Genomic DNA, 23,807 nt, shown 5'->3' with positions numbered 1-23,807 from the left:
CCCGGCCATCCACGAATCCTTACCACTTCTTGCAAGACGTGGATGGCCGGGACAAGCCCGGCCATGACGGCAAAAGTAGGAATTCCGGCCGATTTCGCGTCAGATTCCCGCGATTTTGGCCACCAGATCGGCCAGCCGCTCCGCTGCGTCGAGCCGGCCGGCGCCGCGGGCGGCCTGCGCCATGGCGGCAAGACGCGCGGGCTCGGCGGCGAAGGCGGAGATCTCGGCGGCGAGGCGATCGGAGGAAAACTCGGTCTGCGGAATGCGGATCGCACCGTCGACCTTGGCCAGCACGCCGGCATTGGCGAACTGGTCCTGGTCGATCGCGCCCGGCAGCGGCACCAGGATCGAGGGCCGCCCGATCGCGGCAAGTTCCGCCACGGTGCCGGCGCCTGAGCGCGACACCACCAGATGGTTGGAGGCCAGCCGTGCCGGAAGATCGGTGAAAAACGGCGCGAGCTCGGCCTTGATCTTCAGTCTGTCGTAGACCGCACGCACGCGCGCCATATCCTCGTCGCGCACCTGCTGGGTGAGGACGAGCCGGCTCCACAGCGCAGGCTCGAGGCGCTCGATCGCGCCCGGCACGATGTCGGCCATGATGCGCGCGCCCTGGCTGCCGCCGACGACGAGCAGGCGCAGCGGACCGTTCACTTCAGGCGCAGCATATGGCACGCCAGCTGCGGCGAGGATCGCCGGACGCATCGGCGTGCCGACCGTCGTGGTCTTGCCTGATAGCGCCGGATCGCGATCGAGCACGCCGGGCAACGACGTCGCGATGGCTTGGACGCGGCTCGACAGGAACCGGTTGGCGCGGCCGAGCACCGCATTGGCGTCATGGATGATGCCGGGCACGCCGGCGAATTTTGCGGCGACCAGCGGCGGCAGCGTCGGATAGCCGCCGAAGCCGACGACGGCGACCGGCTTCAGTCGCTTGATCAGGCTGTAGGCGGACAGCGTGCCGGCCGCGAGCGTCAGGCCGGCATAGGCGAGCTGCAGCGGATTGCGTCCGCGCGCAGTCTCGCTCGAGACGACGTCGATCATGTCCTTGGTGAACAGTCCGCTGTAGCGCAGCGCGCGCTCGTCCGTGACGAGGCGGACGCGGAAGCCGCGCCGGATCAGCTCGACGCCGAGCGCCTCGGCCGGAAACAGATGGCCGCCGGTGCCGCCCGCGGCGAGAAGAATCAGGGGGGAGGTGTCCATGGTGGCGAGTTTTACAAGGACTCTTTCGTCATTGCGAGCGCAGCGAAGCAATCCAGACTGCCACCGCGGAGAGATTCTGGATTGCTTCGCTTCGCTCGCAATGACGAAAAACTATGCGTAGCTGCGCATCGCCTCGGCGTGGCCGCTCGCCTCGACTTCGGTGCGCGGGCGCAGCCGCGTCAGCGCGAGCATCATGCCGACACCATAGGCCAGCGACACGATCGAGGAGCCACCATAGGAGATGAAGGGCAGCGTCATGCCCTTGGCGGGGATGAGCTGGAGATTGACCGACATGTTGATGGCGGCCTGCACGCCGAACAGGATCGCCAAGCCCGAGGCCGCGAAGCGCGAGAACATGTCCTCGTTGGCATAGGCGCGCGACAGCGTCCGGATGACGACGAAAGCAAACAGTGCCAGCATCGCGAGGCACAGGATGATGCCGAACTCTTCGGCGGCAACCGCGAACACGAAATCGGTGTGGCTGTCGGGCAGGCTGCGCTTGGCGATGCCCTCGCCCGGTCCGAGGCCGAACCAGCCGCCATTGTAGAAGGCCTCCATGGCGGTATCGACCTGGAAGGTGTCGCCCGAGGCCGGATTCATGAAGCGCTTGATGCGGCCGGCGACGTGGGGAACAAAAAGATAGGCGCTGAACAGTCCGGCGGCGCCGAGGCCGGCGAGCCCGAACACCCAGATCATCCGCATGCCCGCGATGAAGAACAGCGAGCCCCACACCATCAGGATCAGCATGGTCTGGCCGAAGTCGGGCTCCATCACCAGCAGCGAGACCAGCATCAAGAGCAGCACCAGCGCCATCGAGGTCGCCGGCATTTCTGGCCGCCTAGTGGATTCCGCGAACAGCCAGGCGGCCATGACGACGAACGACGGTTTTGCGATCTCGGAGGCCTGGATATTGAGGCCGAGTAGCGTGATCCAGCGCCGCGAGCCCTTTACTTCGGGGCCGATCGCGAGCGTCAGCACGATCAGGACGATGCTGACCGCAAAGATGATCAGCGCCGAGCGACGGATCGCCCGCGGCGACAGGAAGGACACCCCGAGCAGCACGATGCAGGACGGCACCAGGAATAGCACGTGCCGGCTGAAGAAGTGGAAGGGATCGAGCCCGATGCGGGTCGCAACCGGCGGGCTCGCCGCCAGCGACAGGATCACGCCGGTCAGCATCAGCGCCAGGATGGCACCCATCAGCGGCTTGTCGACGGTCCACCACCACTCGGAAAAGGGGGTGCGTTCTTCACGGGAGAGCATGGCGGCCGCTTTCGGACAGAGGTCGGTCCATTGGTCGCCGAGGTTGGTTACCGGGGGGTTAAGGAAACGGGGATGATTGGAGATGAAGGCGAGCGCTTACCTCAAATGCCCGTCATGCCCCGCGAAAGCGGGGCATCCAGTATTCCAGAGACGTCGAGGGTTCATAACCACAGCCGCGGCGTACTGGATCACCCGGTCAAGCCGGGCGACGACAGCGGAGCAACAACCAGCAGCGTCCCTACACCACCGGCTTCATGCCCGGCAGCGCCTGCACCAGCTCGCGGAACCTGGTGCCGCGAATTTCGAAGTTGCGATACTGGTCGAAGGAGGCGCAGGCGGGCGACAGCAGGACGACCGCGTCAGCGATGCCTGACGCCTCCGCATCGCATGCGGCTTGCTCGACGGCGACGTCGAGGGTCTGGCTGATCTCGTGCGGCACCTTCGTGCCGAGCGTGCCCGAAAATTCCTGCGCGGCCTCGCCGATCAGATAGGCTTTTCGGATGCGCGGGAAGTAGCCGGTGAGGCCGGTGATTCCGCCGGCCTTCGGCTTGCCGCCCGCGATCCAGAAGATGTCCGAAAAGGACGACAGCGCATGCGCGGTGGCGTCGGCATTGGTGCCCTTGGAATCGTTGACGAACAGCACGTTGCCGCGGCGGCCGACCTGCTCCATGCGATGCGCAAGGCCGGGGAAGCTGCGCAGGCCGTTCTGCAAGACGTCGAGGCCGATGCCCATCGCGAGCGCGGCGGCTGCCGCGCACGCCGCGTTCTGCGCATTGTGCAAGCCGCGCAGAGAACCGATGCCGCCGAGCGCCGCGATTTCACTGCGCGCGCCGCCCGAATTGCGCACGATATGGCCGTGCTCGACATGGATGCCGCTGGCCAGCGGATTCTTGACGGAGATCCGCACCACGTTCTTGCCGGCGCGATCGAGCCGGTCGGCGATATCGCGGCAAAAGCCGTCGTCGACGCCGACGATCGCGGTGCCGCCGGCCTGCACACCGGCAACGAGTCGCTCCTTCACCGCGGCGTAATGCGCGATGGTGCCGTGGCGATCGATGTGGTCTTCGCTGACATTGAGCAGAATGCCGACGGAGGGATCGAGTGAAGGCGTGAGGTCGATCTGATAGGACGACATCTCGATGACGTGGACGCGGCCCATGCCCGGCGGCTCCAGCGACAGGATTGCGGTGCCGATATTTCCGCCCATCTGGGTGTCATAGCCGGCGACCTTGGTGAGATGCGCGATCAAAGCCGTCGTCGTCGATTTGCCATTGGTGCCGGTGATGGCGACGAACGGCGCATCCGGCGCGTGCCGGCGCCTTTCGCGGCAGAACAGCTCGATGTCGCCGATCACCTCGATAGCGGCCTCGCGCGCCTTCAGCACGCTCCAATGCGGGACTGGGTGGGTCATCGGCACACCGGGCGCGAGCACCAGCGCGGCGAAATTCGCCCATGAGACGTTGCGCAAATCAGCCGTGATGAAGCCCGCTTGCGCGGCCTTGGCGACATTCTCGGCGCTGTCGTCGGCGGCGATCACCTCGGCGCCGCCCGCTTTCAACGCGTGACAGGAGGCGAGTCCCGAGCCGCCGAGGCCGAACACCGCGACCGTCTTGCCGGCAAAGGACGTGACGGGGATCATCGATCGTTCACCGCAGCTTCAGCGTGGATAGGCCAGCGAGCGCCAGCATCACCGAGATGATCCAGAACCGGATCACGATCTGGGGCTCGGTCCAGCCGAGTTGCTCGAAATGGTGATGGATCGGCGCCATCCGGAAGATGCGTTTTCCCGTCATCTTGAACGACACCACCTGCACGATGACGGAGACTGCCTCCAGCACGAACAGGCCGCCGATCACCGCGAGCACGATCTCGTGCTTCACCGCCACTGCGATCGCGCCCAGCATGCCGCCGAGCGCGAGCGAGCCGGTGTCGCCCATGAAGATCGAGGCCGGCGGCGCGTTGAACCAGAGGAAGCCCAGGCCCGCACCCAGCAGCGCGCCGCAGAGCACGGCGAGCTCGCCGGTGCCGGCGACATATTTGATCTGGAGATAATCGGCGAACACCGCGTTGCCGGCGAGATAGGCGATCATGGCAAAGCTCGCAGTCGCGATCATCACCGGCACGATGGCAAGGCCGTCGAGACCGTCGGTCAGGTTCACCGCGTTGCCGGCGCCAACGATGACGAAGGCGCCGAACACGACGAAGAACCAGCCGAAATGCAGCACGGTGTCCTTCAGGAAAGGAATCGTCAGCGCGGTCGACGCGGGATCGCGGTTCAGCCGCACCAGCGCGTAGCAGGCCACCAGCGCGATCGCCGCCTCGATCAGCAGGCGAAGCTTGCTGCCGAACCCGGTCGTGGTCTGCTTCGTCACCTTGAGATAATCGTCATAGAAGCCGACGAAGCCGAAGCCAAGCGTCACCGCCAGCACGATCCAGACGTAAGGGTTGAGCGGATTGGCCCACAGCACCGTGCCGACCGTGAGACCGGACAAGATCATCAGCCCGCCCATGGTGGGCGTGCCTTTCTTGGCGAGATGCGATTGCGGACCATCGGCCCGGATCGGCTGGCCCTTGCCTTGCCGGATGCGCAGATGGTCGATGATCCAGGGTCCGAACAGGAATACGAACAGCGCGCCGGTGACGACGGCGCCGCCGGTGCGGAAGGTGATGTAGCGGAAGACGTTCAGGAAGGTGCGAACGGCACCGAAGCCCGGAAATGTGTTGGAGAGCTCGATCAGCCAGTAAAACATTCAGACGGTCCTATGGCGCCTTTGCACGCGCCTTGATCTTGGCCTTGTCAACCTGCCTCACGCGCATTCGCTGGTCTTCATCATCGGGTCGGGCGACCTCTAAAGAAAACGAACGGCTTCGCGCCGGAAAGGGGGGATTCGGGAACAGCGCCTTCCAAGCAGTTTACGCCCTTGCCTGCAAGGCGGCCACTAGGCCCGGCACAAACTTGTTGACCCAGAACATCTTCTTGCTGCCCTTGACAACCACGACATCGCCTGCCCTCAGCAGATTTGCGACCTCCCCCGGCTTCAGCGTGACGGGGTCGTCGTGCCAACCGAGACCCTTGCCGGCTGGAAGCACCTCGAACAGGTGACGCATCAGGGGTCCGACGCAATAGACGCCGTCGATGCCGTCGAGATGCCTGGCGAGGTCGATGTGATAGGTTGGTGCGCCGTCGCCCAGCTCCAGCATGTCGCCGAGCACGGCAATGCGGCGGCCACCGGTCGTGTTGCGCGCCTGCAAGCTTTGCAGCGCGGCAGCCACGCTGGCCGGATTACCGTTGAAGCTGTCGTCGATCACGGTGACGCCACCGGCCGCCTGCTCGACGCCACGGCCGCTCATGATACCGACCCGGTCGAGCTTGATCGCAAGCGTCGCCGCATCGAGGTTGGTCGCACGGATCGATGCGAGCGCGGCCAGCGCATTCTGAACGCGATGCGGCGCGCCCGGCGTCAGGCTGAACGCGATCTCCTTCTTGCCGAGCGCGGCCACGACCTGCCAGCTGTCGCCGTGCGGCGCGTGCGCGACTTCATGCACCTCGGCTTTCTCGCCGAAGCGTATGACCTTGCCCTTCCAGTCCGGCGCCTTGATCCCGGCGGGCAGCACCAGCACGCCTTCCGCGGGCAGGCCGAGTGCAATCGACACCTTCTCGCGACGGATGGCTTCGAGCGAGCCGAGCTTCTCCAGATGCACCGGCTGGACGTTGACGACGAGCGCCACCGTCGGCCGCGTCAGTTCGCTAAGCCGCGCGATTTCGCCCGCCTGGTTCATGCCCATCTCGACGACCCAGAGACTGGCATCGGGGCGCGCATTGCACAGCGTCAGCGGCACGCCCCAGAAATTATTGAAGCTCGACGGGCTGGCATAGGCATTGGGATAGGCCGCGAGGAATTCCTTGGTGCTGGTTTTGCCCGCGCTGCCGGTGAGCCCGATCACCGGCCCGTTGAAGCGCGCGCGTGCCGCGCGCGCAAGGCCCCAGAGGCCGTCGATCAGCGTGTCCTTGACGACGATCTGGGGAATGCGGATGCCCGCGATCTCGTGCGGCACGATCATCGCGACCGCGCCCGAGGCTTCCGCCTTGTCCGCGAACTCCCAGCCGTCACGCGCGCTGGCGAAGGCCGAAATGAAGCCGCCGCTTGGCGTGCCGCTCAGCGCGACGAACAGGCTGCCCGGCTTCGCCAGCCGGCTGTCCTGGGTGACGAAGTCGATCGGCGTGTCCGGGAACGATCCGGCGGCGCCCAGCGCGCGCGCCACTTCGGCCACCGTCCATATGGGCGCGCTCATGCAATCCTCGACGCTAATGCGGCGGCGACCGCCTCGTGATCACTGAAGGGCAAAACCTCTCCGCCGACGATCTGCCCGGTCTCGTGGCCCTTGCCGGCGATGAGCAGCGCATCGCCATCTTCCAATTCGGCGATCGCGGTGCGGATCGCCGCGGCCCGGTCGCCGATTTCGCGGGCGCCCTTGGCGGCGGCGAGAATTTCGGCGCGGATCGATTCCGGCTTCTCGCTGCGCGGATTGTCGTCGGTGATGATGACACCGTCGGCGTTGCCGGCGGCGATCTCGCCCATGATCGGACGCTTGCCGGCATCGCGGTCGCCGCCGGCGCCGAACACGACGACCAGCCTGCGCCTGGCGTAGGGACGCAGCGCCTGCAGCGCCTTCGCCAGCGCATCGGGCTTGTGCGCATAGTCGACGAAGATCGGCGCACCGTTGCGCTCGCCGACGCGCTCCAACCGACCTTTGGCGCCTTCGAGATGTTCGAGGCTCGCGAACACGTCCGCGGCGTCGCCGCCGGTGCCGATGGCGAGGCCAGCTGACACCAGCGCATTCTCGATCTGGAACTCGCCGACCAGCGGCAGCCGGATCGTATACCGCTTGCCGCGATGTTCGAGCGCGAGCACTTGCGAAAATCCTTCGACCTCCGCACCGGCGAGACGAATGCCCTCGCCCGCCCCGTCGCCGTTGCGACCGACTGCCATCACGCGCAAGCCGCGCGAATTCGCAGCACTGATCGCCTCCGCCGAGCAATCATGATCGGCGGAGATCACGGCCGCGCCCCCCGGCGGGACAAGTTCGCGGAACAGCCTGAGCTTGGCCGCGAGGTAATGCGCGACGGTCGGATGGTAATCCATATGGTCGCGCGAGAGATTGGTGAAGCCGCCGGCGGACACGCGCACGCCGTCGAGGCGATATTGGTCGAGCCCGTGAGAAGAGGCCTCGAAGGCGAGATGCGTGACGCCCTCGCGTGCGATCTCGTCGAGCTGCCGGTGCAGTGCGATCGGATCGGGCGTCGTCAGCGAGCCGTAGACGGTACGCTTCGGGGAAACGAGCCCGATGGTTCCGATGCTGGCGGAGGCGTGCCCGAGCCGCTCCCAGATCTGCCGGGTGAATGCGGCGACCGAGGTCTTGCCGCTGGTGCCGGTCACCGCCGCAATTGTCGCGGGCTGCGCGGGAAAAAATTTTGCCGCGGCCAGCGCCAGCGCGCGGCGCGGATTCGCGACTGTGATGAACGGCACCTTGCAGCCATCAGGGGCATGGTCGCCGACGACCGCCACCGCGCCGGCGGCAATCGCGGCATCGATGAAGCGCGCACCGTCGGTCTTGCTGCCCGCAAGTGCGAAGAAGAGATCGCCGGGCTTGACCGCGCGGCTGTCGAGGGCGCCGCCGGTCACGTCGAGCGCCGCGACCGCGGGCTCGATTGCGGCATCATTGCCCTGAACGTCCTGATCGAGGAGGTCGCGCAGCTTCATGGTCTTCCAGTCGACATGCCGGACCGGATTGCCGAATCTGCAGGGAAATCCCGACTCAGCAGCGGCAACGGCCCACCCGGTTGATTACTGGGTTGTCCTGGATGCTGCAAGAATAAGGCGCTCGGACGGCGGCAGGTCGAACCGCGGTTCGACGCCCAATAGCGGCGCGATCCGCTCGATCACCTTGCCGCCGGTCGGCACCGCGTTCCAGCCCGAGGTGATGAAACCTTTCGTTTCGGGAATCGCCTGGGGCTCGTCCAGCATGATCAGGATCTGATATTTCGGATCGTCGCAGGGCATGATCGCGGTGAAGGAGTTGAGCACGCGCTTCTTGGCATAGCGGCCGTTGATGACCTTCTCCGACGTGCCGGTCTTGCCGCCAACATAGTAACCCTTGACGTCGGCGGTCTTGGCGGTGCCGATTTCGGCATTGAGCCGCATCAGGAACCGCATCTTGTCGCTGGTCTCCGTCCTGATGACGCGCTTGGCCATCGCCGCCGCTTCGGACTCGCTGCGCTTCATGAAGGTCGGCGGAATCAAATAGCCGCCGTTCACCAGCGCGTTGATGCCCATCACCGCCTGCAGCGGCGCCACCGACATGCCCTGGCCGAAAGCGATGGTGACCGTGTTCAGCTCGCCCCAGCGGCGCGGAATCAGCGGAGCCGCGCTTTCCGGCAGTTCGGTGCGCAGCCGCGTCAACTGGCCCATCTTGCCGAGGAATGCCTTGTGGGCCTCGACGCCCTGGCCGAGCGCGATCCGCGCCGCGCCGATGTTGGACGAGAAGGTGAACACTTCCTTGGTGTTGATGAAGCGTCCGAGCGGATGGCTGTCGTGGATGGTGAACTTGCCGTAGTGCAGGTTTCCGCGTGCATCCCACGATGTGTTCAGATTGATCTTGCCGGAATCGAGCGCCATCGCCAGCGTGAACGCCTTGAAGGTCGAGCCCATCTCGTAAACGCCGGTGGTCAGGCGATTGATGCGGTCGGGATCGTGCGCTTCCTTCGGATTGTTGGGATCGAAGTCCGGAAGGGAGACCATCGCCACGATCTCGCCGGTCTTGACGTTGGAGACGATGCCGGAGGCAGCCTTGGTGTGGTATTTCTCCTTGGCCTTCAGCAGCTCGTCACGCAGTGCGTGCTCGACCCGCAGATCCACCGATAGCTCGATCGGCTTTTGCAGCCGGTCGGTGGCAAAGCCCGCGCGGTGGAGATCGGCGAGCCCCTGATTGTCGAGCCACTTCTCCATGCCGGCGATGCCCTGGTTGTCGATGTTGACGAGACCAATGAGGTGGGCGACCTCGTTGCCGGTCGGATAGACGCGCTTGTTCTCGCGCAGGAAACCGATGCCGGGAATGCCGAGCTTGTGGATGTCCTGCTGCTGCTTCGCCGTAATCTCGCGCTTGAGCCAGACGAAGCCCTTGCGCGTCTTCAGGCGCTCGCGCACCTCGGCCTCGTCGAGGTCGGGCACCGTGGCGGTCAGAAGTTCGATTGCCTCGTCCTTGTCGATGATGCGGCGCGGCTCGCCGAACAGGCTCGAGGCCTTGACGTCGGTCGCGAGAATCGCGCCGTTGCGGTCGACGATGTCGGGCCGCGCGGTCGCGACCACCTCCTGCGCCGCGGCGCGGCGTGCGCCATGGGCGTCGGCGCCGATCGCGAACATCACGAGCCGGCCGCCGATCAGGGCGTAGACCGCGCCGAAGGCGAGCATCGCCAGGCCGACGCGCGCCCGCGCCTTGGCCGCGCGATCGACGTTGCGCCCGTACAGCAGGCTGCGGATCAGCCGCTGCCGCCAGGGCTCAGCGGGCTTTTCTGCAGGTTTGGCCGGGGTCACAGCACTCATGGCTTGTCCTCGGGCTGAGGCACGGAGCCCGTCACATTATCGGGATCGCTGGCGGCTTCGATGGTGTTGAGCATGGCGCCGATCGGATCCGGCTCGCCCGGCCTGAACATCCGCAGCGGACGCTCGGGCAAATTCTTCAGTGAATCATATTGCGTGCCGTTGACCGGCTTGAGCTGCAGATGCCGGTCGGACAGGCCTTGCAGGCGCAGGGGCGCATCGAGCTTGGCCCATTCGGAGCGCAGCGCCGCGATCGCATCGCGCTGCTCGCGGATCTCCGCATGCAGCCGCAGCACCTTTTCGGTGCGCGCCGTGGAGTCCATCTTGATCCTATAGACATAGGCTGCCGCGAAGATCAGCGCGCCGATGACGAGGAGGTGGATGAAGCGCATGCGCTAGCCACCCCTCATGACGTCGGAGAGTTTTGGCCATGACGATTGCTCGCGATCATCATGCGCAGGCGCCGAGGTGCGCTCGCCGGCGCGCAGTTTTGCCGACCGCGCGCGCGGGTTATGCGCGACCTCGTCTTCGCCCGCGATCACCGGCCGCCGCGTCAGCAGCTGGAAGCTCGGCACCGCCTGCGACACTTCCGGCAAATGGCGTGAGCCGCCACCCGTCTTGCTGCGCAGGCTAAGGAAATTCTTGACGATGCGGTCTTCCAGCGAATGGAACGAGACGACAACGAGGCGACCACCGGGCTTGAGCACGCGCTCGGCAGCGATGAGCGCGCTCTGGAGTTCCTCGAGCTCTTCGTTGACGAAGATGCGCAGGGCCTGGAACGTCCGCGTCGCCGGGTGAATATCGCCGGGCTTGGACCGAACCACCCTGCCGACGAGCTCGGCGAGCGCGCGCGTGGTCGTGAACGGCGTCTCCTGACGGTCCGCGACGATAGCGCGGGCGATCCGGCGCGACTGCCGCTCTTCGCCGAGAAGATAAATGATGTCGGCGAGATCGCCTTCCGAGGCGCGCGCCACGACATCGGCCGCAGTCGGGCCTGCCTGCCCCATCCGCATGTCGAGCGGACCATCGAGGCGGAACGAGAAGCCGCGGCCGGCCTGGTCGAGCTGCATCGAGGATACCCCGACGTCCATCACGACGCCGTCGACGCCATCGATGCCTTGAGCCGCGCAGACCTCGGCGAGGTTGGAGAAACGATCTTCAACGAGGGTCAGCCTGCCCGCCGAGCATGCGACGAGCTCGGCGCCGCCCTCGATCGCAGTACGGTCGCGATCAATGGCAATCACCTGAGTTCCCGGCACGTCGAGGATCGCGCGGCTGTAGCCGCCGGCACCAAAGGTCGCGTCGATATAAAGGCCGCCTTCGCGCGGGGCGAGGTGGTCGATGGCCTCGCGGCCAAGAACGGGGATGTGCGGAGCCGAGCTCATGCGCCAGGCCTGCCGATCGCCCCGCCGGACTCCCAAGTGAGATCGGGGACGAACAAGCTCATAACGCCTCGAATGATTCCGCGTCGCGGCGGTTCCACGACCCAACCCCCGTCCGATATGGTTACCGTGCCCGGTCGTCCCGGGCCACCAACCCAGTATTCCCCTTGGAATTTGTCGGGCAGCCATGGGATTTCGAGCCAAAATACGCTTTGGCCGCCTCCGGACGCGGGTCGGCTCTTCATCTCTCAGTAACGGCCCTTAGCGTTAAGAAAGCGTTGATCGGCTCGCGACAAGTCGAAAAGCTGACGCGGCGGTGATGCTTCATCCACACACATGCGCCAAAATGCATCCGTTAACCTCGTCGCGCGGTTGCGCACGGTGGAGGGTAAAGGAATAGTAAAGAAAAGGGCTTGGCCCACTCTCTGTCTGTCTCGAGCTATTTATGTCGTCCGGTTCGTCCACGCCGTCTGGATCTGATTCGAAGCGTCAACGCGTTCTGCCGGTTCCCAAAGCGGCCGCGAACATGCGGACGTTCGAGCCGGATTCCTCGATCGTCTCCGACATCATCCCCTCACCGAACCATGGCGACCGCAACAAGGGCCGCCAACCCGATATGATTGTGCTGCACTACACCGGCATGCCCGACGTCGAAGGTGCGCTGGCGCGGCTCTGCTCCGCGGGCACAGAGGTATCGGCACATTATGTCGTGCTGGAAGACGGCCGCATCGTGCAATGCGTGCCGGAGGCCAGGCGCGCCTGGCATGCCGGCGTCTCGTCCTGGTCCGGCGAGGACGACATCAATTCCTGCTCGATCGGGATCGAGATCGTCAATCGCGGCCACGATTGGGGCTATCCGGAGTTTCCGCTGCGCCAGATCGCCGCCGTGATCGCGCTGTGCCGCGGCATCATGCTCCGCCGCAAGGTGCCCGCGCACCGGGTGCTCGGCCATTCCGACGTGGCGCCGGCGCGCAAGAAAGATCCCGGCGAAAAATTTCCGTGGCATTCGCTGGCCAATTCCGGCGTCGGACACTGGGTCACGCCCGCGCCGGTGGTGCGCGGCGAAAGCCTGATGCTCGGCACCATCAGCGATGAGGTGCTGAGCCTGCAGCAAGCGCTCGCCAGATACGGCTACGGCGTTCCCCTCACCGGCAAATACGACGCCGCGACCATGGAAGTCGTCACCGCGTTCCAGCGCCATTTCCGCCCGGCGCGACTGGATGGGGTCGCGGATCACTCGACGCTCTCGACCTTGCAGGCGCTGTTGGGGAGTCTCCCTCAGGAGACAACGACCATCGTGACGAAGTAGCTGACGTCTTCGAGAACGTGACCTCTTGCTCCGTCATGCCCGGGCTTGTCCCGGGCATCCACGTCTTTGTCGCGCCGGAAGAACGTGGATGGCCGGGACAAGCCCCGCCATGACGGAAACTCAGTTCATCTCCCTCATCCTTCGCGCATAAAGCCGTCGCAGCGGCTCTAACTGCGTCGCCTCCGTCGCAGCGCGATAGGCCTCGCGCGCCTCCTCCTTCCGGCCAAGCCGCCGCAACAAATCCGCCCGCACCGCTGGCAGCAGCTCATAGCCATGAAGCGCGCCGCGTGCGGCGGTCGCATCCACGAGATCGAGCGCGCGCGCGGGCCCATCGACCATCGACACCGCCGCCGCGTGGTTGAGTTCGATCACCGGCGACGGATTGATCCGCAGCAGCACTTCATAGAGCCCGGCAATCTGCGGCCAGTCTGTCTGCTCGTAGCTCGGCGCACGCGCATGCAGCGCAGCGATCGCGGCTTGTACTGCATACGGCTGCGGCCGGCCGGGCACGCGCAGTGCGTCGTCCACCAGGCGCAGACCCTCCTCGATCTGTGCATGGTCCCACTGCGAACGATCCTGCTCTTCCAGCAGCACGATGTCGCCGGCGGCGGTCTGGCGCCCTGCGCGGCGCGCATCGTGCAGCAGCATCAGCGCCAGCAGGCCCTTGATCCCGGCTCGATCGGGTAGCAGCCGGTCGAGCAAGCGGCCAAGCCGGATCGCCTCGGCGGCAAGATCGGGTCGCATCAAATCCGCACCGGACGTCGCCACGTAGCCTTCGGTGAAGACGAGATAGATCACGGCAAGCACACCATCGAGCCGCGGCACCAGCGTGTCGCGCTCGGGGACCTCATAGGGAATGCCGGCGAGCCTGATCTTCTGCTTGGCGCGGACGAGACGCTGCGCCATCGCCTCCTCGCTGACGAGGAAGGCGCGCGCGACCTGCGCCGTGGAGAGCCCGCAGACGGTGCGCAGTGTCAGCGCGACCTGGACTTCGGGCGCGAACGCAGGATGGCAGCAGGTGAAGATCAGCCGCAGCATGTCGTCGTCGAGCATTGCCGGCGGCTCGGCGGGCGCCTGCGCGTTCAGCTCGAGCTCGTGCACGAGCGCCTGCTCCTTGCCGCGGAAAACGGCCTGGCGCCTGATACGGTCGATCGCCTTGTGCCTGGCGACATTGACCAGCCAGGCACGCGGATTGTCGGGGACCTCGCACGCCGGCCAGCGCGCCAGTGCCACCGCAAAGGCGTCCTGGAGCGCGTCCTCGGCGAGATCGAAATCGCCGACGAGGCGGATCAGCGTGGCCAGCGCCCGCCCCGCCTCGTCGCGGAAGATCTTGTCGATCTCGGACAGCGTCATGCGCCGATGCGCGACGGCGCCGTCACTTGTCGTAGACCCAGATCGGCCGCACCTCGATCGAGCCGATACGCGCCGACGGAATCCGCGACGCGATCTCGATCGCAGCATCGAGATCCTTGGCCTCCACCAGGTAATAGCCGCCGAGCTGCTCGCGTGTTTCGGCAAACGGGCCGTCGGTCGTCAGCGTCTTGCCGTCGCGCACGCGGACGGTCGTTGCAGTCGTGGTCGGCTGCAAACGGTCGCCGGCCTTGAAATTGCCGCTCTGGATGATGCCTTGCGTGAAGGTCTGATATTCCGCCGTCATCTGCTGGCCGGCCGCCGGACGCATATTCGCGTACTCGGCTTCGTTCTGGTAGATCATCAGCAAATACTGCATCGCTTAACTCCTGCTGCACGGCTGGATCGCCGACATCCAGTCGAACGGGACACGCGCCCAACGACATCTTCAGGATAAATTATTTCGGGCGAACCGTGCATGGCGATATCGGCTTGCGGAACCGACACAAATGCTTCATGCGTAAGCCGTCAGTCGGCCGGACGGCCGCTCCGGCAAGTGCCGAAAGGCCGCCGGGGAGGAAAGTCCGGGCTCCCTTGACATACGGTGCCGGATAACGTCCGGCGGGGGCGACCCCAGGGAAAGTGCCACAGAGAACGAACCGCCCGCCGTCGCCCCTTCGGGGCTTTGGCGCGGCAAGCCCTCGGGCCTGCCGTGCCGTAGCAGCGCAAGCTGCGTAGGCAGGTAAGGGTGAAAAGGTGCGGTAAGAGCGCACCGCGGCTGCGGCAACGGAGCCGGCATGGTAAACCCCACCGGGAGCAAAACCGAATAGGGACGGCATAGCGGAGTGTTCGCGAAAGCGATAACGCCGCGGGGCGATGTCAGGCCCGCCGTCCGGGTAGGTTGCTCGAGGCCATGTGCAAACATGGTCCCAGAGGAATGGCCGTCACGTATCGTTCGCGCAAGCGGACGGTGCCCTACAGAACCCGGCTTAGAGGCCGGCTGATATCTTCAACGAGGGGTTCGATGCTGACTGCATCGGGCCCCTCACCATTTGGGGGCTTGCTATCCGACGATCTCTTGCAACACACCCATCAGCGCCTCCGGCGCTGTCACATTCGGCGCATGGCTCGCATCGAGTTCGAAAGTGCGCCAGCCATCCTCGGTCTTGGTGCGCTTCGCGAACTGCCCGAACACGTCGCCCGGCGGAATGCGCGTGCAATAGATGTAGCTGCGCGGCATCGCCGGCTCGCCATGTTCGAGTTTCAGCTTCGTCTCGAAACATTTGATCGGCATGTTGATCCGGCGGGCGTTGAGCCAGTCGAGATCGGCCGGCGGCGTGTCCGGCGGCGGCGGGTTCGGCGGGATGCGGTAGCCGTCGCCTGAGCTTGCAGCCTTGCGCATCGGCTCGCGCCCGCCCTCGTGGAGATCGAACAGCGATTGGCCGTCACGCGGCACGAAGGCGTCGAGATAGATCAATTGCGTCACCCGCTCGCGCGCGCGATCGGCGACACCGGTGGCGACCATGCCGCCATAGCTGTGGCCGAGGAGCACGATGTCCTCGAGATCCTCGAACCTGATGACGTTGAGAATGTCCTGGATGTGCGTGTCGAGATCGATCGCGGGACTGGCCAGATGCGCGCGCTCGCCGAGCCCGGTATAGGTCGGCGCAATGAGGCGATGGCCGGCCTTTGCCGTCAACGGATGCATCTTCTTCCAGGCCCACCCGCCGGACCACGCGCCGTGACAAAGCAGGAAGGTTTTTGAGCGTGCGGCCATCGGCGTTTCCATCGTTCTTGTTTGTACGATGGAGTGTAGCGGCCGGTCCCGCGATGTAAACGCTACGGCCCCTTAAGCCGCGCGCGCGTTCACCTTCACGAGGACGGCTGCAGGCCGACCAGCTTCGCGCCGCAGCTTGCCCGCCTCAAAACCATGCATGCCGATCTGCCATTGCAGCCCGACGATGGCACCCTTGGTCGGCTGCAACAGCGCGAGCGAAGCGAACAACGTCACCGGCAGCCACACCACCAGTTGCAGCCAGACGGCCGGCGCATAGGCGGTTTCGACCGCGAGGATTGCCGGCACCACGAGATGGCCGACGACGACCATCACGAGATAGGCCGGGAAATCGTCGGCGCGCTGGTGGAACAGCTCCTCGCCGCAATGGTCGCAGGTATCTGCCACCTTCAGGAAACGGCCGAACGCATGGCCTTCGCCGCAGTTCGGGCACTTGCCGCGAAATCCGCGCCACATCGCCTTTGCCAGAGAGACTGAACCGGTTGCCATGACCCCACCTCTTCCTTTTCTAGGATCCATACAATAATATCTTGTATCCATACATTCAAAGGATATGGGCCTTCATTGCATGGATTGGACCCCTACAATTTCGGAGCTGAGCGGGCCGCGCTATCAGCGCATCGTCGAAGCCATGGAGGCCGACATCGCCGCCGGCCGGCTGGTGCGCGGCCAGCAATTGCCGACGCAGCGGGCGCTGGCAAAGGCGCTCGGCATCGACCTCACCACGGTGACACGCGCCTACACCGAGGCGCGGCGCCGCGGCATCATGGAGGCCCGGGTCGGCCAGGGCTCGTTCGTGTCGGAGACCAGCGCGCGCCGCGTGGTCGATCTGCCGCATCCCGTCGCGATCGACCTCTCGATGAACGTGCCGCCGCAACCTCTCGAAGCGCAGCTCGACGAGCGCATCATCGCCGGGATGGAAGCCATCCGCGCGCAATCGGGCCTGACCGCGCATCTCAACTACCAGCCGCCCGGCGGCAGCGCACACGAGCGCGAGGTCGCGGCGCGATGGATGCGCCCCCGCGTGCCGCATGCGCATGCCGACAGGCTCGTGATCTTTCCCGGCGCACAGACGATCCTGTTCAACCTGCTCGCCCACGTCGCCCGGCCCGGCGACATCGTGCTGACGGAAGCCCTCACCTTCCCCGGCATCAGGGCCGCCGCCGCGCGCCTCGGCGTCAGACTCGTCGGCGTCGCGATGGATGACGGCGGCATCCTGCCAGAGGCGCTGGCAAAGGCTTGCCGCACGCATAGACCGAAAGCGGTCTATCTCATTCCGACGCTGCACAATCCGACCACCGCGACGCTTCTCCCCGAGCGCCGCAGCGCCATCGCCAAGATCATCAACGATGCCGATACGATTCTGATCGAGGACGATGCCTACGGGCTGCTCGATCGCTCGGCATCGCCGATCGCCAATCTCATTCCGGATCAGACATATCTCGCGACCACGCTGTCAAAATGTATGGCGCCCGCACTACGGGTCGCCTATCTGGTGACGCCCGACGGCAGCTCGCAGCGGGAGATGCGTAGCTCTTTGCAGGCGACGGTGCAGATGCCGGCGCCGCTGATGGTCGCGCTGGTGACGCATTGGATCGAGACCGGGATCGCCGACCGCATCATCACCGCCATCAGAAGCGAGGCGATCGGCCGCCAGCAGCTCGCGCAACGGGCGCTCAAGGGATTTGAGTTCCAGGCCAAGCCCGCCGCGCATCATCTGTGGCTGCGGCTGCCGGAGGACCGTCCCGATGTCGCGGCGCATCTGCTGCGGAATGGACTGGCAGTCGTCGCCGGCGAGGCCTTCACCGTCGACGGGACCGCACCACACGCGGCACGCGTCTCGCTAGGCGCGGCGCGCAACCGGGCGGAATTGACGGAGGCGCTGCGCATCCTCATGAGCGCGCTGCACAGGCCCGCCGACACCCGGCAGATCGTCTAGCAAATACCTATCGATGCTGCCGGCGATGGTGGGAGCGCACGACCGGCGCAACAGCCGATGGATAAGCTTGCGATGCGTAGGCATCGCTCGGCTGGCCGAGAGCCCCGCGCGCGGCGGGCGTGAGCTGGCCGCCATTCAGAACGTCGCGGTCGGGATGGGCAGCCTGATAGGCCGCAGGCTCGGAAAACTGGGCCTGCGCCATGGTCGGCATCAAGGCCGCCGCCGACACTAGTGCGGCCGCGACGGCAATCTTCGTGCGGGTCATCGTCCTTCTCCATATCTCATTCGGGAGACTGGCCGATCGAACCGCATGATGGCGTCGAGCGGGCCCCCAGTTTGAAGTACGAGCGTCATGTAGGCCTGTCTTTCGCGAACGCCCGCTGCTGGGGATCACGCTTGCGTGCGGTTTTGAAATTGACCTGCATGGCCGCAGCTGTGCTATGCGAGCGATGGCGATCAACAGTTCGGGATCGTCAAGATAACAGGGACAATCTGTTGGAAATACTCACCTACGGGCTGCTGCTGCTCGGCGCACTGGCCGGGGGCTTCGTCTCGGGCCTTGCCGGTTTCGGCACGGCGCTGATGGCGCTCGGCATCTGGCTCTACGTGCTGCCGCCCTCTCTCGCGGTGCCCCTGGTGCTGATCTGCTCGGTGATCGCGCAGAGCTCGACGCTGCCGTCGATGTGGAAGAGTTTTGATCTCTCGCTGGTCTGGCCGTTCCTGATTGGAGGACTGATCGGCGTGCCGCTGGGCACCATGCTGGTCGCCTCCGCCGATCCAAAAGTGTTCAAGCTGAGCGTCGGCGTGCTGATCCTTGTTTTTTCGACGGCTCTCTATCTGAACAAGCGGCCGCTCGCCGTCACGTTCGGCGGCCGCATTGCCGACGGCGCGATCGGTTTTGCCGGCGGCATCTTGGGTGGCCTTGCCGGACTGTCGGGGCCACTTCCGATCCTGTGGGCAAACATCCGAGGCTGGAACAAGCACGAGCGGCGCGGCATCTTCCAGCTCTTCAATTTCACCGTGCTCGGCGCCGCCTTGGTGTTGCAGACCGCCTCGGGCCTCGTCGCGTTCAAGGTGGTCTGGCTCGCAGTGATCGCATTTCCGGGCACGCTGATCGGCGCATGGGCCGGCGCGCGCGTCTATCATGCGCTGAGCGACAAGCATTTCGGCGATGTCGTGCTCGGTCTGTTGTTCCTGTCGGGCCTCGGCCTGGTCTGGAACAGTTTGGGCACGCACTGACTCCGTATTGTCTTCGCGGCGAGCGCCATGCCGCCGGCAATGCCGACGCCAAGCACGTAGATCCAGCCCTCGGCGAAATCGAACAGATGCGAGTTGAGCAGCGAGGACAGCATGTTCTGCACCACGACCAGAAGGCCGACCCAGCAGGCCAGCCCCTCTCCGCGAAACAGCGAGAGGTGCGCGAACCAGAGCGCATAGAGGATCACGACGCCCGACGCGCCCCACTGCACGGCGACATTGAGCGTCTGGTTGTGCGGATCACCGACGATTTCCGCTCGAACCCCGCTCTCGCCGACAGCCGCGCGCGCGAACAGGCCGCGGATCGCCCCGGTGCCGTGACCGAGCAGCGGCGCGTCCGCGGTGAACGCCAGCGATTTGCGCCAAAACTCCAGTCGTGACCCCATGCCGCTGACATCATTGCCGGCGATGCTGACCTCATAGTCTCCGTTGAATTTGGCGACTGTTGCGCGCAGACGCGGCGAGGCGGTCCACAGCAGCACGGCCAACAGCCCCACCGCGCCGACGGCGAAGAGTGCGGTGCGGCGGCGCAAATGCAAAAGCGCGAAGACCACGATCAGGATCGGCAGCGTCACCAGCGCTGTCCGCGAGACCACGACGAACATCATGTTGGCGAGGAATCCGATCGCGAGCGCCACGAACAGCGCCGCGACGAGGTAGCGGCCTCGTCGCAGCAGCGACACGATCGGGTAGACCAGCGCGATCGCACAGAGCGCGAACTCCTGGCTCTGGTCGATATAATTGCGCACCGCGATCCCGCTTTCGACCTTGTAGGGCCCGCGCGACAGATAGAGTTTCAGCGACAATGCGGGATCGACGGCGACGGCGAAGGAATAGAGCATCAGTGCCGTGCAGGATACCAGGAACGCGGAAAACACCCAGCCGCCAAACGGCCAACGCTCGAACTGGTAGATCAGAAGCGGAATTACCAGCAGCTTCGCCGCCGGGCCGATCGCATGGATTCGGTCCGGCCACGGCGCATCCGACCAGAGCGTGCCGATGGCGGCGAGTAGGACCAGCGCAATCGGCAGCAGGCAGATTGCCCGAAGCAGCGAACGCGGAAATTCGCGAAGGTCGAGGAACGCGAACGCGATCAGCCAGGGAATGAGCGCGAAAATGAGCCCGGTCGTGGTCCACGGCAACAGCAACGCGATCAGCGCGACGGAGCGGGCTGGCGTGCGATAGCGTGCCGCCCAGATCGCGGCGAGCCAGGAATTGGGCCGCTGCTCGTTCAACACCTCGGTCATTTGGCCCCTGCAGCCGATCCCCACGGCGCGGCAAGTTTGCCGGAGCCGTGGGGCGGGGACAAGCGATCGCTACGCTGGCGCGCGTACAGGAGACGCCACGCGCTTGGGCGCAGCCGGCTCCGGGGACTTCTCATGCCGGAGCGTGGCAAGGCGCTTCCTGAATTCACGCCGTAGCAGCCACAAGCTCAGGGCCGCCTGCAGCGTGGTTGTCGCGATCGACAGGTACCAGACGTGCTCGATCCGGAAGCCCGGCCGCGTCGACAGCCAGATCGCCGGCAGCGAATAGGTGAGCACGCGCGTTGCCGAACTCCACAGCACCGGCTTGGTATTGCCGAGGCCCTGGAACATGCTCGAGCAGGTGAAGATCACGCCCTGCGCCACCATGTTGAGCGAGATGATCCGCAGGAACAGGAACGCGATCTCCATGGTTTCCCGGTCGTTCGAGAACCCCGAGAGCAGGAGCTGCGGCTTCAACTGCGCGAGGCACATGAAGCCTATCATCACGACACTGGTGATCAGCGCCGCCTTGACGAAGGTTTCGCGCACGCGCTCGCCTTTTCCGGCGCCCATGTTCTGGCCGGCGATTGGCCCAGCGGCGAGCGCAACTGCAAGCGCCGGCATCTGGATCAGGCCCAGGACCCGTTGTCCGATCCCGAAACCGGCCTGCGCCGCCGCACCGAAATCGCGCAGCACGAAATAGACCACCGCCATGAGGATGAACATCATCGCGAACTCGCCGCCGGCAGGCAGGCCGACATTGAGGATGCGCCTCAGATGCTGCGCCTGCGGACGCCACTGCGCCGGATTGAAGGCGACATAGCGTTCGACCTTACGAAAATGCGCAAGCAGCGTCACGACGCCGATCAACACCGCGATCGAGCTCGCCAGCCCCGCACCGGCAACGCCGAGCGCATGGCCCGTGCCCAAGCCCGCGATCAGAACCGGCGCCAGCGCGATGTTGATGGCCACCGCAAGCGCCTGCACCAGCATCGTGGGACGCACGATGCCGGTAGCGCGCAGCGCGGATCCCATCACCTGGCTCGCGAATTGCAACGCGAGCGCCGGCATGAACCACAGCAGATACGTGGCCCCCGCCTCGATCGTGGCTTCGTCCGCGGCGATCGCATGCATGTAGGCGCGCGACAGCGCCGCGCCTGCGACCAGGGTCAACAGTCCGAACAGCACCGACAGCACGATCGCCTGATTGAAGATCAAATTGGCATCCGGCCGATCCTTGCGTCCCACGGCATGCGCGATCAACGACACCGCGCCGACGCCGAGCACCTGCATCAGCGCGTTGATGAGAAAGCCGGCATTGCCGGCCGCCGCCACGCCCGCGACCGCGGCATCGCCCAAGCCCGAGACGAAGTACAGATCGACCAGCTGGCAAAGCATGATCGTGACCATACCGACCATGATCGGCGGTGCCATGCCCAGAATGTGCTTCGCGACGGAGCCGTTGGTCAGGTCTTTCATTTCACCCATCCTTGACCGATTCCTTGGCGACGCGGCCGACATTGGTCCGCCGGCCGCGCGCCACTCATTCCGCTGCTGCGATCTGTCCGAGCTCCACCACCTGGCGCTCGAACAGGCCGCGATAGATGCCGCCGGGCCTGGCCGCGAGCTTGGCATGCGTGCCTTGCTCGACGATCTCGCCGCGGTCGAACACCAGGATGCGATCGAGGCTCTTCACCGTCGAGAGCCGGTGCGCGATCACGATCGAGGTGCGGCCTCGCATCAGCCGCTCCATCGCCTGCTGGATCAGCGCCTCGGATTCCGAATCGAGGCTCGAGGTCGCTTCGTCCAGGATCAGCACCGGCGCGTCCGCCAGGAAGGCGCGCGCCAGCGCCACGCGCTGCCGCTCGCCGCCGGAGAGCTTGACGCCGCGTTCACCGACCAGCGTGCCGTAGCCCTTGGGCAGGCGCAGGATGAAGTCATGCGCGTTGGCCAGCCGTGCCGCCTGCTCGATCGCCTCCAGGCTGGCGCCGGGCCGGCCATAGGCGATGTTCTCGGCGAGCGAGCGGTGGAACAGGATCGGGTCCTGCTGCACGACCGCGATCTGGCTGCGCAGCGAATGCTGCGTGGCCTTGGCGATGTCTTGCCCATCGATCAGAACGCGGCCGCCGGTGACGTCGTAGAGCCGCTGCACCAGCTTGACGAAGGTGGTCTTGCCGGAGCCGGAGCGGCCGACGAGACCGACGCGTTCGCCGGCGCGGATCGTGACCGACAGTCCATCATAGAGCGGCGCATGATGGCCGCCATAATGGAACGTGACGTCGTCGAACACGAGCTCGCCGCGCTCGATCGCAATCGGCCGCGCGTCCGTCGCATCCGTAATCCCGATCGGCTCGTCGTGGATCGCCACCAGCTCCTCCATGTCATTGACCGAGCGCTGCAGGTTGTTGATGTGCATTCCGACGTCGCGCAAATAGGCATGGATGACGTAGTAGCTCGTCAGCACATAGGTGACGTCGCCGGGCGAGGCTCGCCCCGACATCCACAGCAGCACGGCGCCGCCGATCACGGAGGCACGCAGGGCCAGCAGCACCGAGAGCTGCGCCAGATTGGTGTAGTTGTAGCGCAGCCAGGTCCGCCGCACGCGCACGCGCCAGCGGTTGACGACACGGGCAAGCCGCGCATCCTCGCGCGCTTCCGCGCCGAACGATTTCACCACCGCGTTGCAGGTCAACGCATCCGCCAGCGTGCCGCCGACCTTGGTGTCCCAGGCATTGGAGATGCGCGCGGCCGGCGCGATGTAGCGCGTCGAGAACAGCACCGTCATCGTGACATAGGCCAGCGCGCCCAGCGCGATCACCGCGCCAAGCGAGGCCCAGTGCAGGCCGAGCAGGATCATCGACCCGATCAGCACCAGCAGCGACGGCGCCAGCGCCATCAAGATGGTGTCGTTCAACAGGTCGAGCGCCCACATGCCGCGGGTGACCTTGCGCACCGTGGATCCCGCAAAGGAGTTGGCGTGCCAGTCGGTCGAGAACCGTTGCACGCGCATGAAGGCTTCCTGCGCGACCTCGGACATGATCTTCAGCGAGAACGGCACGATGGCCTGGAGGCCGGTCAGCCGCAGCACCATGGAGGCTGCGCCCAGCGCCACGATACCGCCCAATGCCATCAGCGCCGCGTGCCGCGCGGCGGAATCGGATGGGCCGCGCGTCAGGGCGTCGACCAGATGTCCGGAGAAGACCGGCATGAACAGGTCGGCGATGGTCGCACCCAACAAGCCGCCGGCGACGATGAGGGTACGCCCCGGCTGCTTCAGCCAGTGCCGGAACACGAAGGGCAGCACCACGCGTATCGCCGCGGGCCTTTTTGACAGAGCGGTCATGGCATCATCCGGCCGCTTATGGCGCGGGCCGGCTCCATTGATGGACGCAGGCCGGCCGCGAGGGCCGAGACGGCGTCACTTAAAGTTGGTTTTGACTTGGGAAGCGGGGCGATCGGGACCAGGAGCC

20 protein-coding genes and 1 other RNA gene are annotated in these 23,807 nt (G+C 65.6%); 4 read left to right on the top strand and 17 right to left on the bottom strand.

The window, feature by feature from the left end; all coding sequences use genetic code 11:
- Positions 1–99 precede the first annotated feature (99 nt).
- The 9 genes from murG to rsmH form a co-directional block, all read right to left on the bottom strand.
- Positions 100–1,200: an undecaprenyldiphospho-muramoylpentapeptide beta-N-acetylglucosaminyltransferase gene (gene murG, locus IVB13_RS05915; RefSeq protein WP_085349085.1), complete on the bottom strand. Its 1,101-nt coding sequence runs from the start codon at positions 1,198–1,200 to the stop codon at positions 100–102.
- Between the two features lie 111 nt (positions 1,201–1,311).
- Positions 1,312–2,463 carry a putative lipid II flippase FtsW gene (gene ftsW, locus IVB13_RS05910; protein WP_018454238.1) on the bottom strand — a complete coding sequence of 384 codons (1,152 nt, stop codon included), beginning with the start codon at positions 2,461–2,463 and terminating at the stop codon, positions 1,312–1,314.
- Positions 2,464–2,701: 238 nt separating this feature from the next.
- Positions 2,702–4,102 carry a UDP-N-acetylmuramoyl-L-alanine--D-glutamate ligase gene (gene murD, locus IVB13_RS05905; protein WP_018454237.1) on the bottom strand — a complete coding sequence of 467 codons (1,401 nt, stop codon included), beginning with the start codon at positions 4,100–4,102 and terminating at the stop codon, positions 2,702–2,704.
- A gap of 7 nt (positions 4,103–4,109) precedes the next feature.
- Entirely contained in the window at positions 4,110–5,213 is a 1,104-nt protein-coding gene (gene mraY, locus IVB13_RS05900; RefSeq protein ID WP_007600847.1) for a phospho-N-acetylmuramoyl-pentapeptide-transferase, read from the bottom strand.
- A gap of 163 nt (positions 5,214–5,376) precedes the next feature.
- Positions 5,377–6,756, bottom strand: a complete 1,380-nt coding sequence (murF, locus tag IVB13_RS05895; RefSeq protein WP_204512073.1) for a UDP-N-acetylmuramoyl-tripeptide--D-alanyl-D-alanine ligase — start codon at positions 6,754–6,756, stop codon at positions 5,377–5,379.
- A complete protein-coding gene (locus tag IVB13_RS05890) occupies positions 6,753–8,225 on the bottom strand; it encodes a UDP-N-acetylmuramoyl-L-alanyl-D-glutamate--2,6-diaminopimelate ligase (RefSeq protein ID WP_247337756.1) in 1,473 nt (490 codons plus the stop codon). Before IVB13_RS05890 ends, murF begins: the two co-directional genes overlap by 4 nt.
- Before the next feature lie 84 nt (positions 8,226–8,309).
- Positions 8,310–10,064, bottom strand: coding sequence for a penicillin-binding protein 2 (locus tag IVB13_RS05885; RefSeq protein ID WP_166517606.1), 1,755 nt, complete (start codon positions 10,062–10,064; stop codon positions 8,310–8,312).
- Positions 10,061–10,453, bottom strand: a complete 393-nt coding sequence (locus IVB13_RS05880) for a hypothetical protein (RefSeq protein ID WP_247294869.1) — start codon at positions 10,451–10,453, stop codon at positions 10,061–10,063. Before IVB13_RS05880 ends, IVB13_RS05885 begins: the two co-directional genes overlap by 4 nt.
- Before the next feature lie 3 nt (positions 10,454–10,456).
- Entirely contained in the window at positions 10,457–11,446 is a 990-nt protein-coding gene (gene rsmH, locus IVB13_RS05875) for a 16S rRNA (cytosine(1402)-N(4))-methyltransferase RsmH (protein ID WP_162496556.1), read from the bottom strand.
- A gap of 523 nt (positions 11,447–11,969) precedes the next feature.
- Between rsmH and IVB13_RS05870 the strand changes: the two genes are divergently transcribed.
- Positions 11,970–12,752: an N-acetylmuramoyl-L-alanine amidase gene (locus tag IVB13_RS05870; RefSeq protein WP_085349089.1), complete on the top strand. Its 783-nt coding sequence runs from the start codon at positions 11,970–11,972 to the stop codon at positions 12,750–12,752.
- A 120-nt stretch (positions 12,753–12,872) separates the two neighbouring features.
- Here the strand turns inward: IVB13_RS05870 and IVB13_RS05865 are convergent, their stop codons facing one another.
- Positions 12,873–14,105, bottom strand: coding sequence for an RNA polymerase sigma factor (locus tag IVB13_RS05865; RefSeq protein ID WP_247294871.1), 1,233 nt, complete (start codon positions 14,103–14,105; stop codon positions 12,873–12,875).
- A 22-nt stretch (positions 14,106–14,127) separates the two neighbouring features.
- Positions 14,128–14,481 (bottom strand): YciI family protein, encoded by a 354-nt coding sequence (locus IVB13_RS05860; RefSeq protein ID WP_018454229.1) that lies wholly within the window; start codon positions 14,479–14,481, stop codon positions 14,128–14,130.
- Between the two features lie 149 nt (positions 14,482–14,630).
- On the opposite strand from IVB13_RS05860, the gene rnpB reads away from it, so the two are divergent.
- An RNA gene (gene rnpB, locus IVB13_RS05855) (RNase P RNA component class A) lies at positions 14,631–15,110 on the top strand.
- Between the two features lie 55 nt (positions 15,111–15,165).
- Here the strand turns inward: rnpB and IVB13_RS05850 are convergent.
- Together IVB13_RS05850 and IVB13_RS05845 are read right to left on the bottom strand one after the other, a co-directional pair.
- Positions 15,166–15,879, bottom strand: a complete 714-nt coding sequence (locus tag IVB13_RS05850; RefSeq protein WP_247294873.1) for an alpha/beta hydrolase — start codon at positions 15,877–15,879, stop codon at positions 15,166–15,168.
- A gap of 72 nt (positions 15,880–15,951) precedes the next feature.
- Positions 15,952–16,386: a DUF983 domain-containing protein gene (locus IVB13_RS05845; protein ID WP_231190417.1), complete on the bottom strand. Its 435-nt coding sequence runs from the start codon at positions 16,384–16,386 to the stop codon at positions 15,952–15,954.
- A 79-nt stretch (positions 16,387–16,465) separates the two neighbouring features.
- On the opposite strand from IVB13_RS05845, the gene IVB13_RS05840 reads away from it, so the two are divergent.
- Complete coding sequence (locus tag IVB13_RS05840) at positions 16,466–17,836, top strand: PLP-dependent aminotransferase family protein (RefSeq protein WP_247294875.1); 1,371 nt, start codon at positions 16,466–16,468, stop codon at positions 17,834–17,836.
- A 7-nt stretch (positions 17,837–17,843) separates the two neighbouring features.
- On the opposite strand, the gene IVB13_RS05835 is transcribed toward IVB13_RS05840, so the two are convergent.
- Positions 17,844–18,101, bottom strand: a complete 258-nt coding sequence (locus IVB13_RS05835) for a hypothetical protein (protein WP_018454225.1) — start codon at positions 18,099–18,101, stop codon at positions 17,844–17,846.
- A 230-nt stretch (positions 18,102–18,331) separates the two neighbouring features.
- On the opposite strand from IVB13_RS05835, the gene IVB13_RS05830 reads away from it, so the two are divergent.
- Positions 18,332–19,075: a sulfite exporter TauE/SafE family protein gene (locus IVB13_RS05830; protein ID WP_085349094.1), complete on the top strand. Its 744-nt coding sequence runs from the start codon at positions 18,332–18,334 to the stop codon at positions 19,073–19,075.
- On the opposite strand, the gene IVB13_RS05825 is transcribed toward IVB13_RS05830, so the two are convergent.
- From IVB13_RS05825 to IVB13_RS05815, 3 genes are all read right to left on the bottom strand, one after another.
- Complete coding sequence (locus IVB13_RS05825) at positions 18,979–20,340, bottom strand: O-antigen ligase family protein (protein ID WP_247488032.1); 1,362 nt, start codon at positions 20,338–20,340, stop codon at positions 18,979–18,981. The genes IVB13_RS05830 and IVB13_RS05825 overlap by 97 nt on opposite strands.
- A 69-nt stretch (positions 20,341–20,409) precedes the next feature.
- Positions 20,410–21,816 carry an MATE family efflux transporter gene (locus IVB13_RS05820; protein WP_247294878.1) on the bottom strand — a complete coding sequence of 469 codons (1,407 nt, stop codon included), beginning with the start codon at positions 21,814–21,816 and terminating at the stop codon, positions 20,410–20,412.
- Positions 21,817–21,880: 64 nt separating this feature from the next.
- Entirely contained in the window at positions 21,881–23,680 is a 1,800-nt protein-coding gene (locus IVB13_RS05815; protein ID WP_247294880.1) for an ABC transporter ATP-binding protein, read from the bottom strand.
- Positions 23,681–23,807: the final 127 nt, after the last annotated feature.

This window comes from Bradyrhizobium sp. 17 (genome assembly GCF_023073515.1).
GTDB lineage: Bacteria > Pseudomonadota > Alphaproteobacteria > Rhizobiales > Xanthobacteraceae > Bradyrhizobium > Bradyrhizobium canariense_D.
Note: the sequence above shows the minus strand (reverse complement) of the source record. Positions and strands in the feature narration are given on the sequence as shown.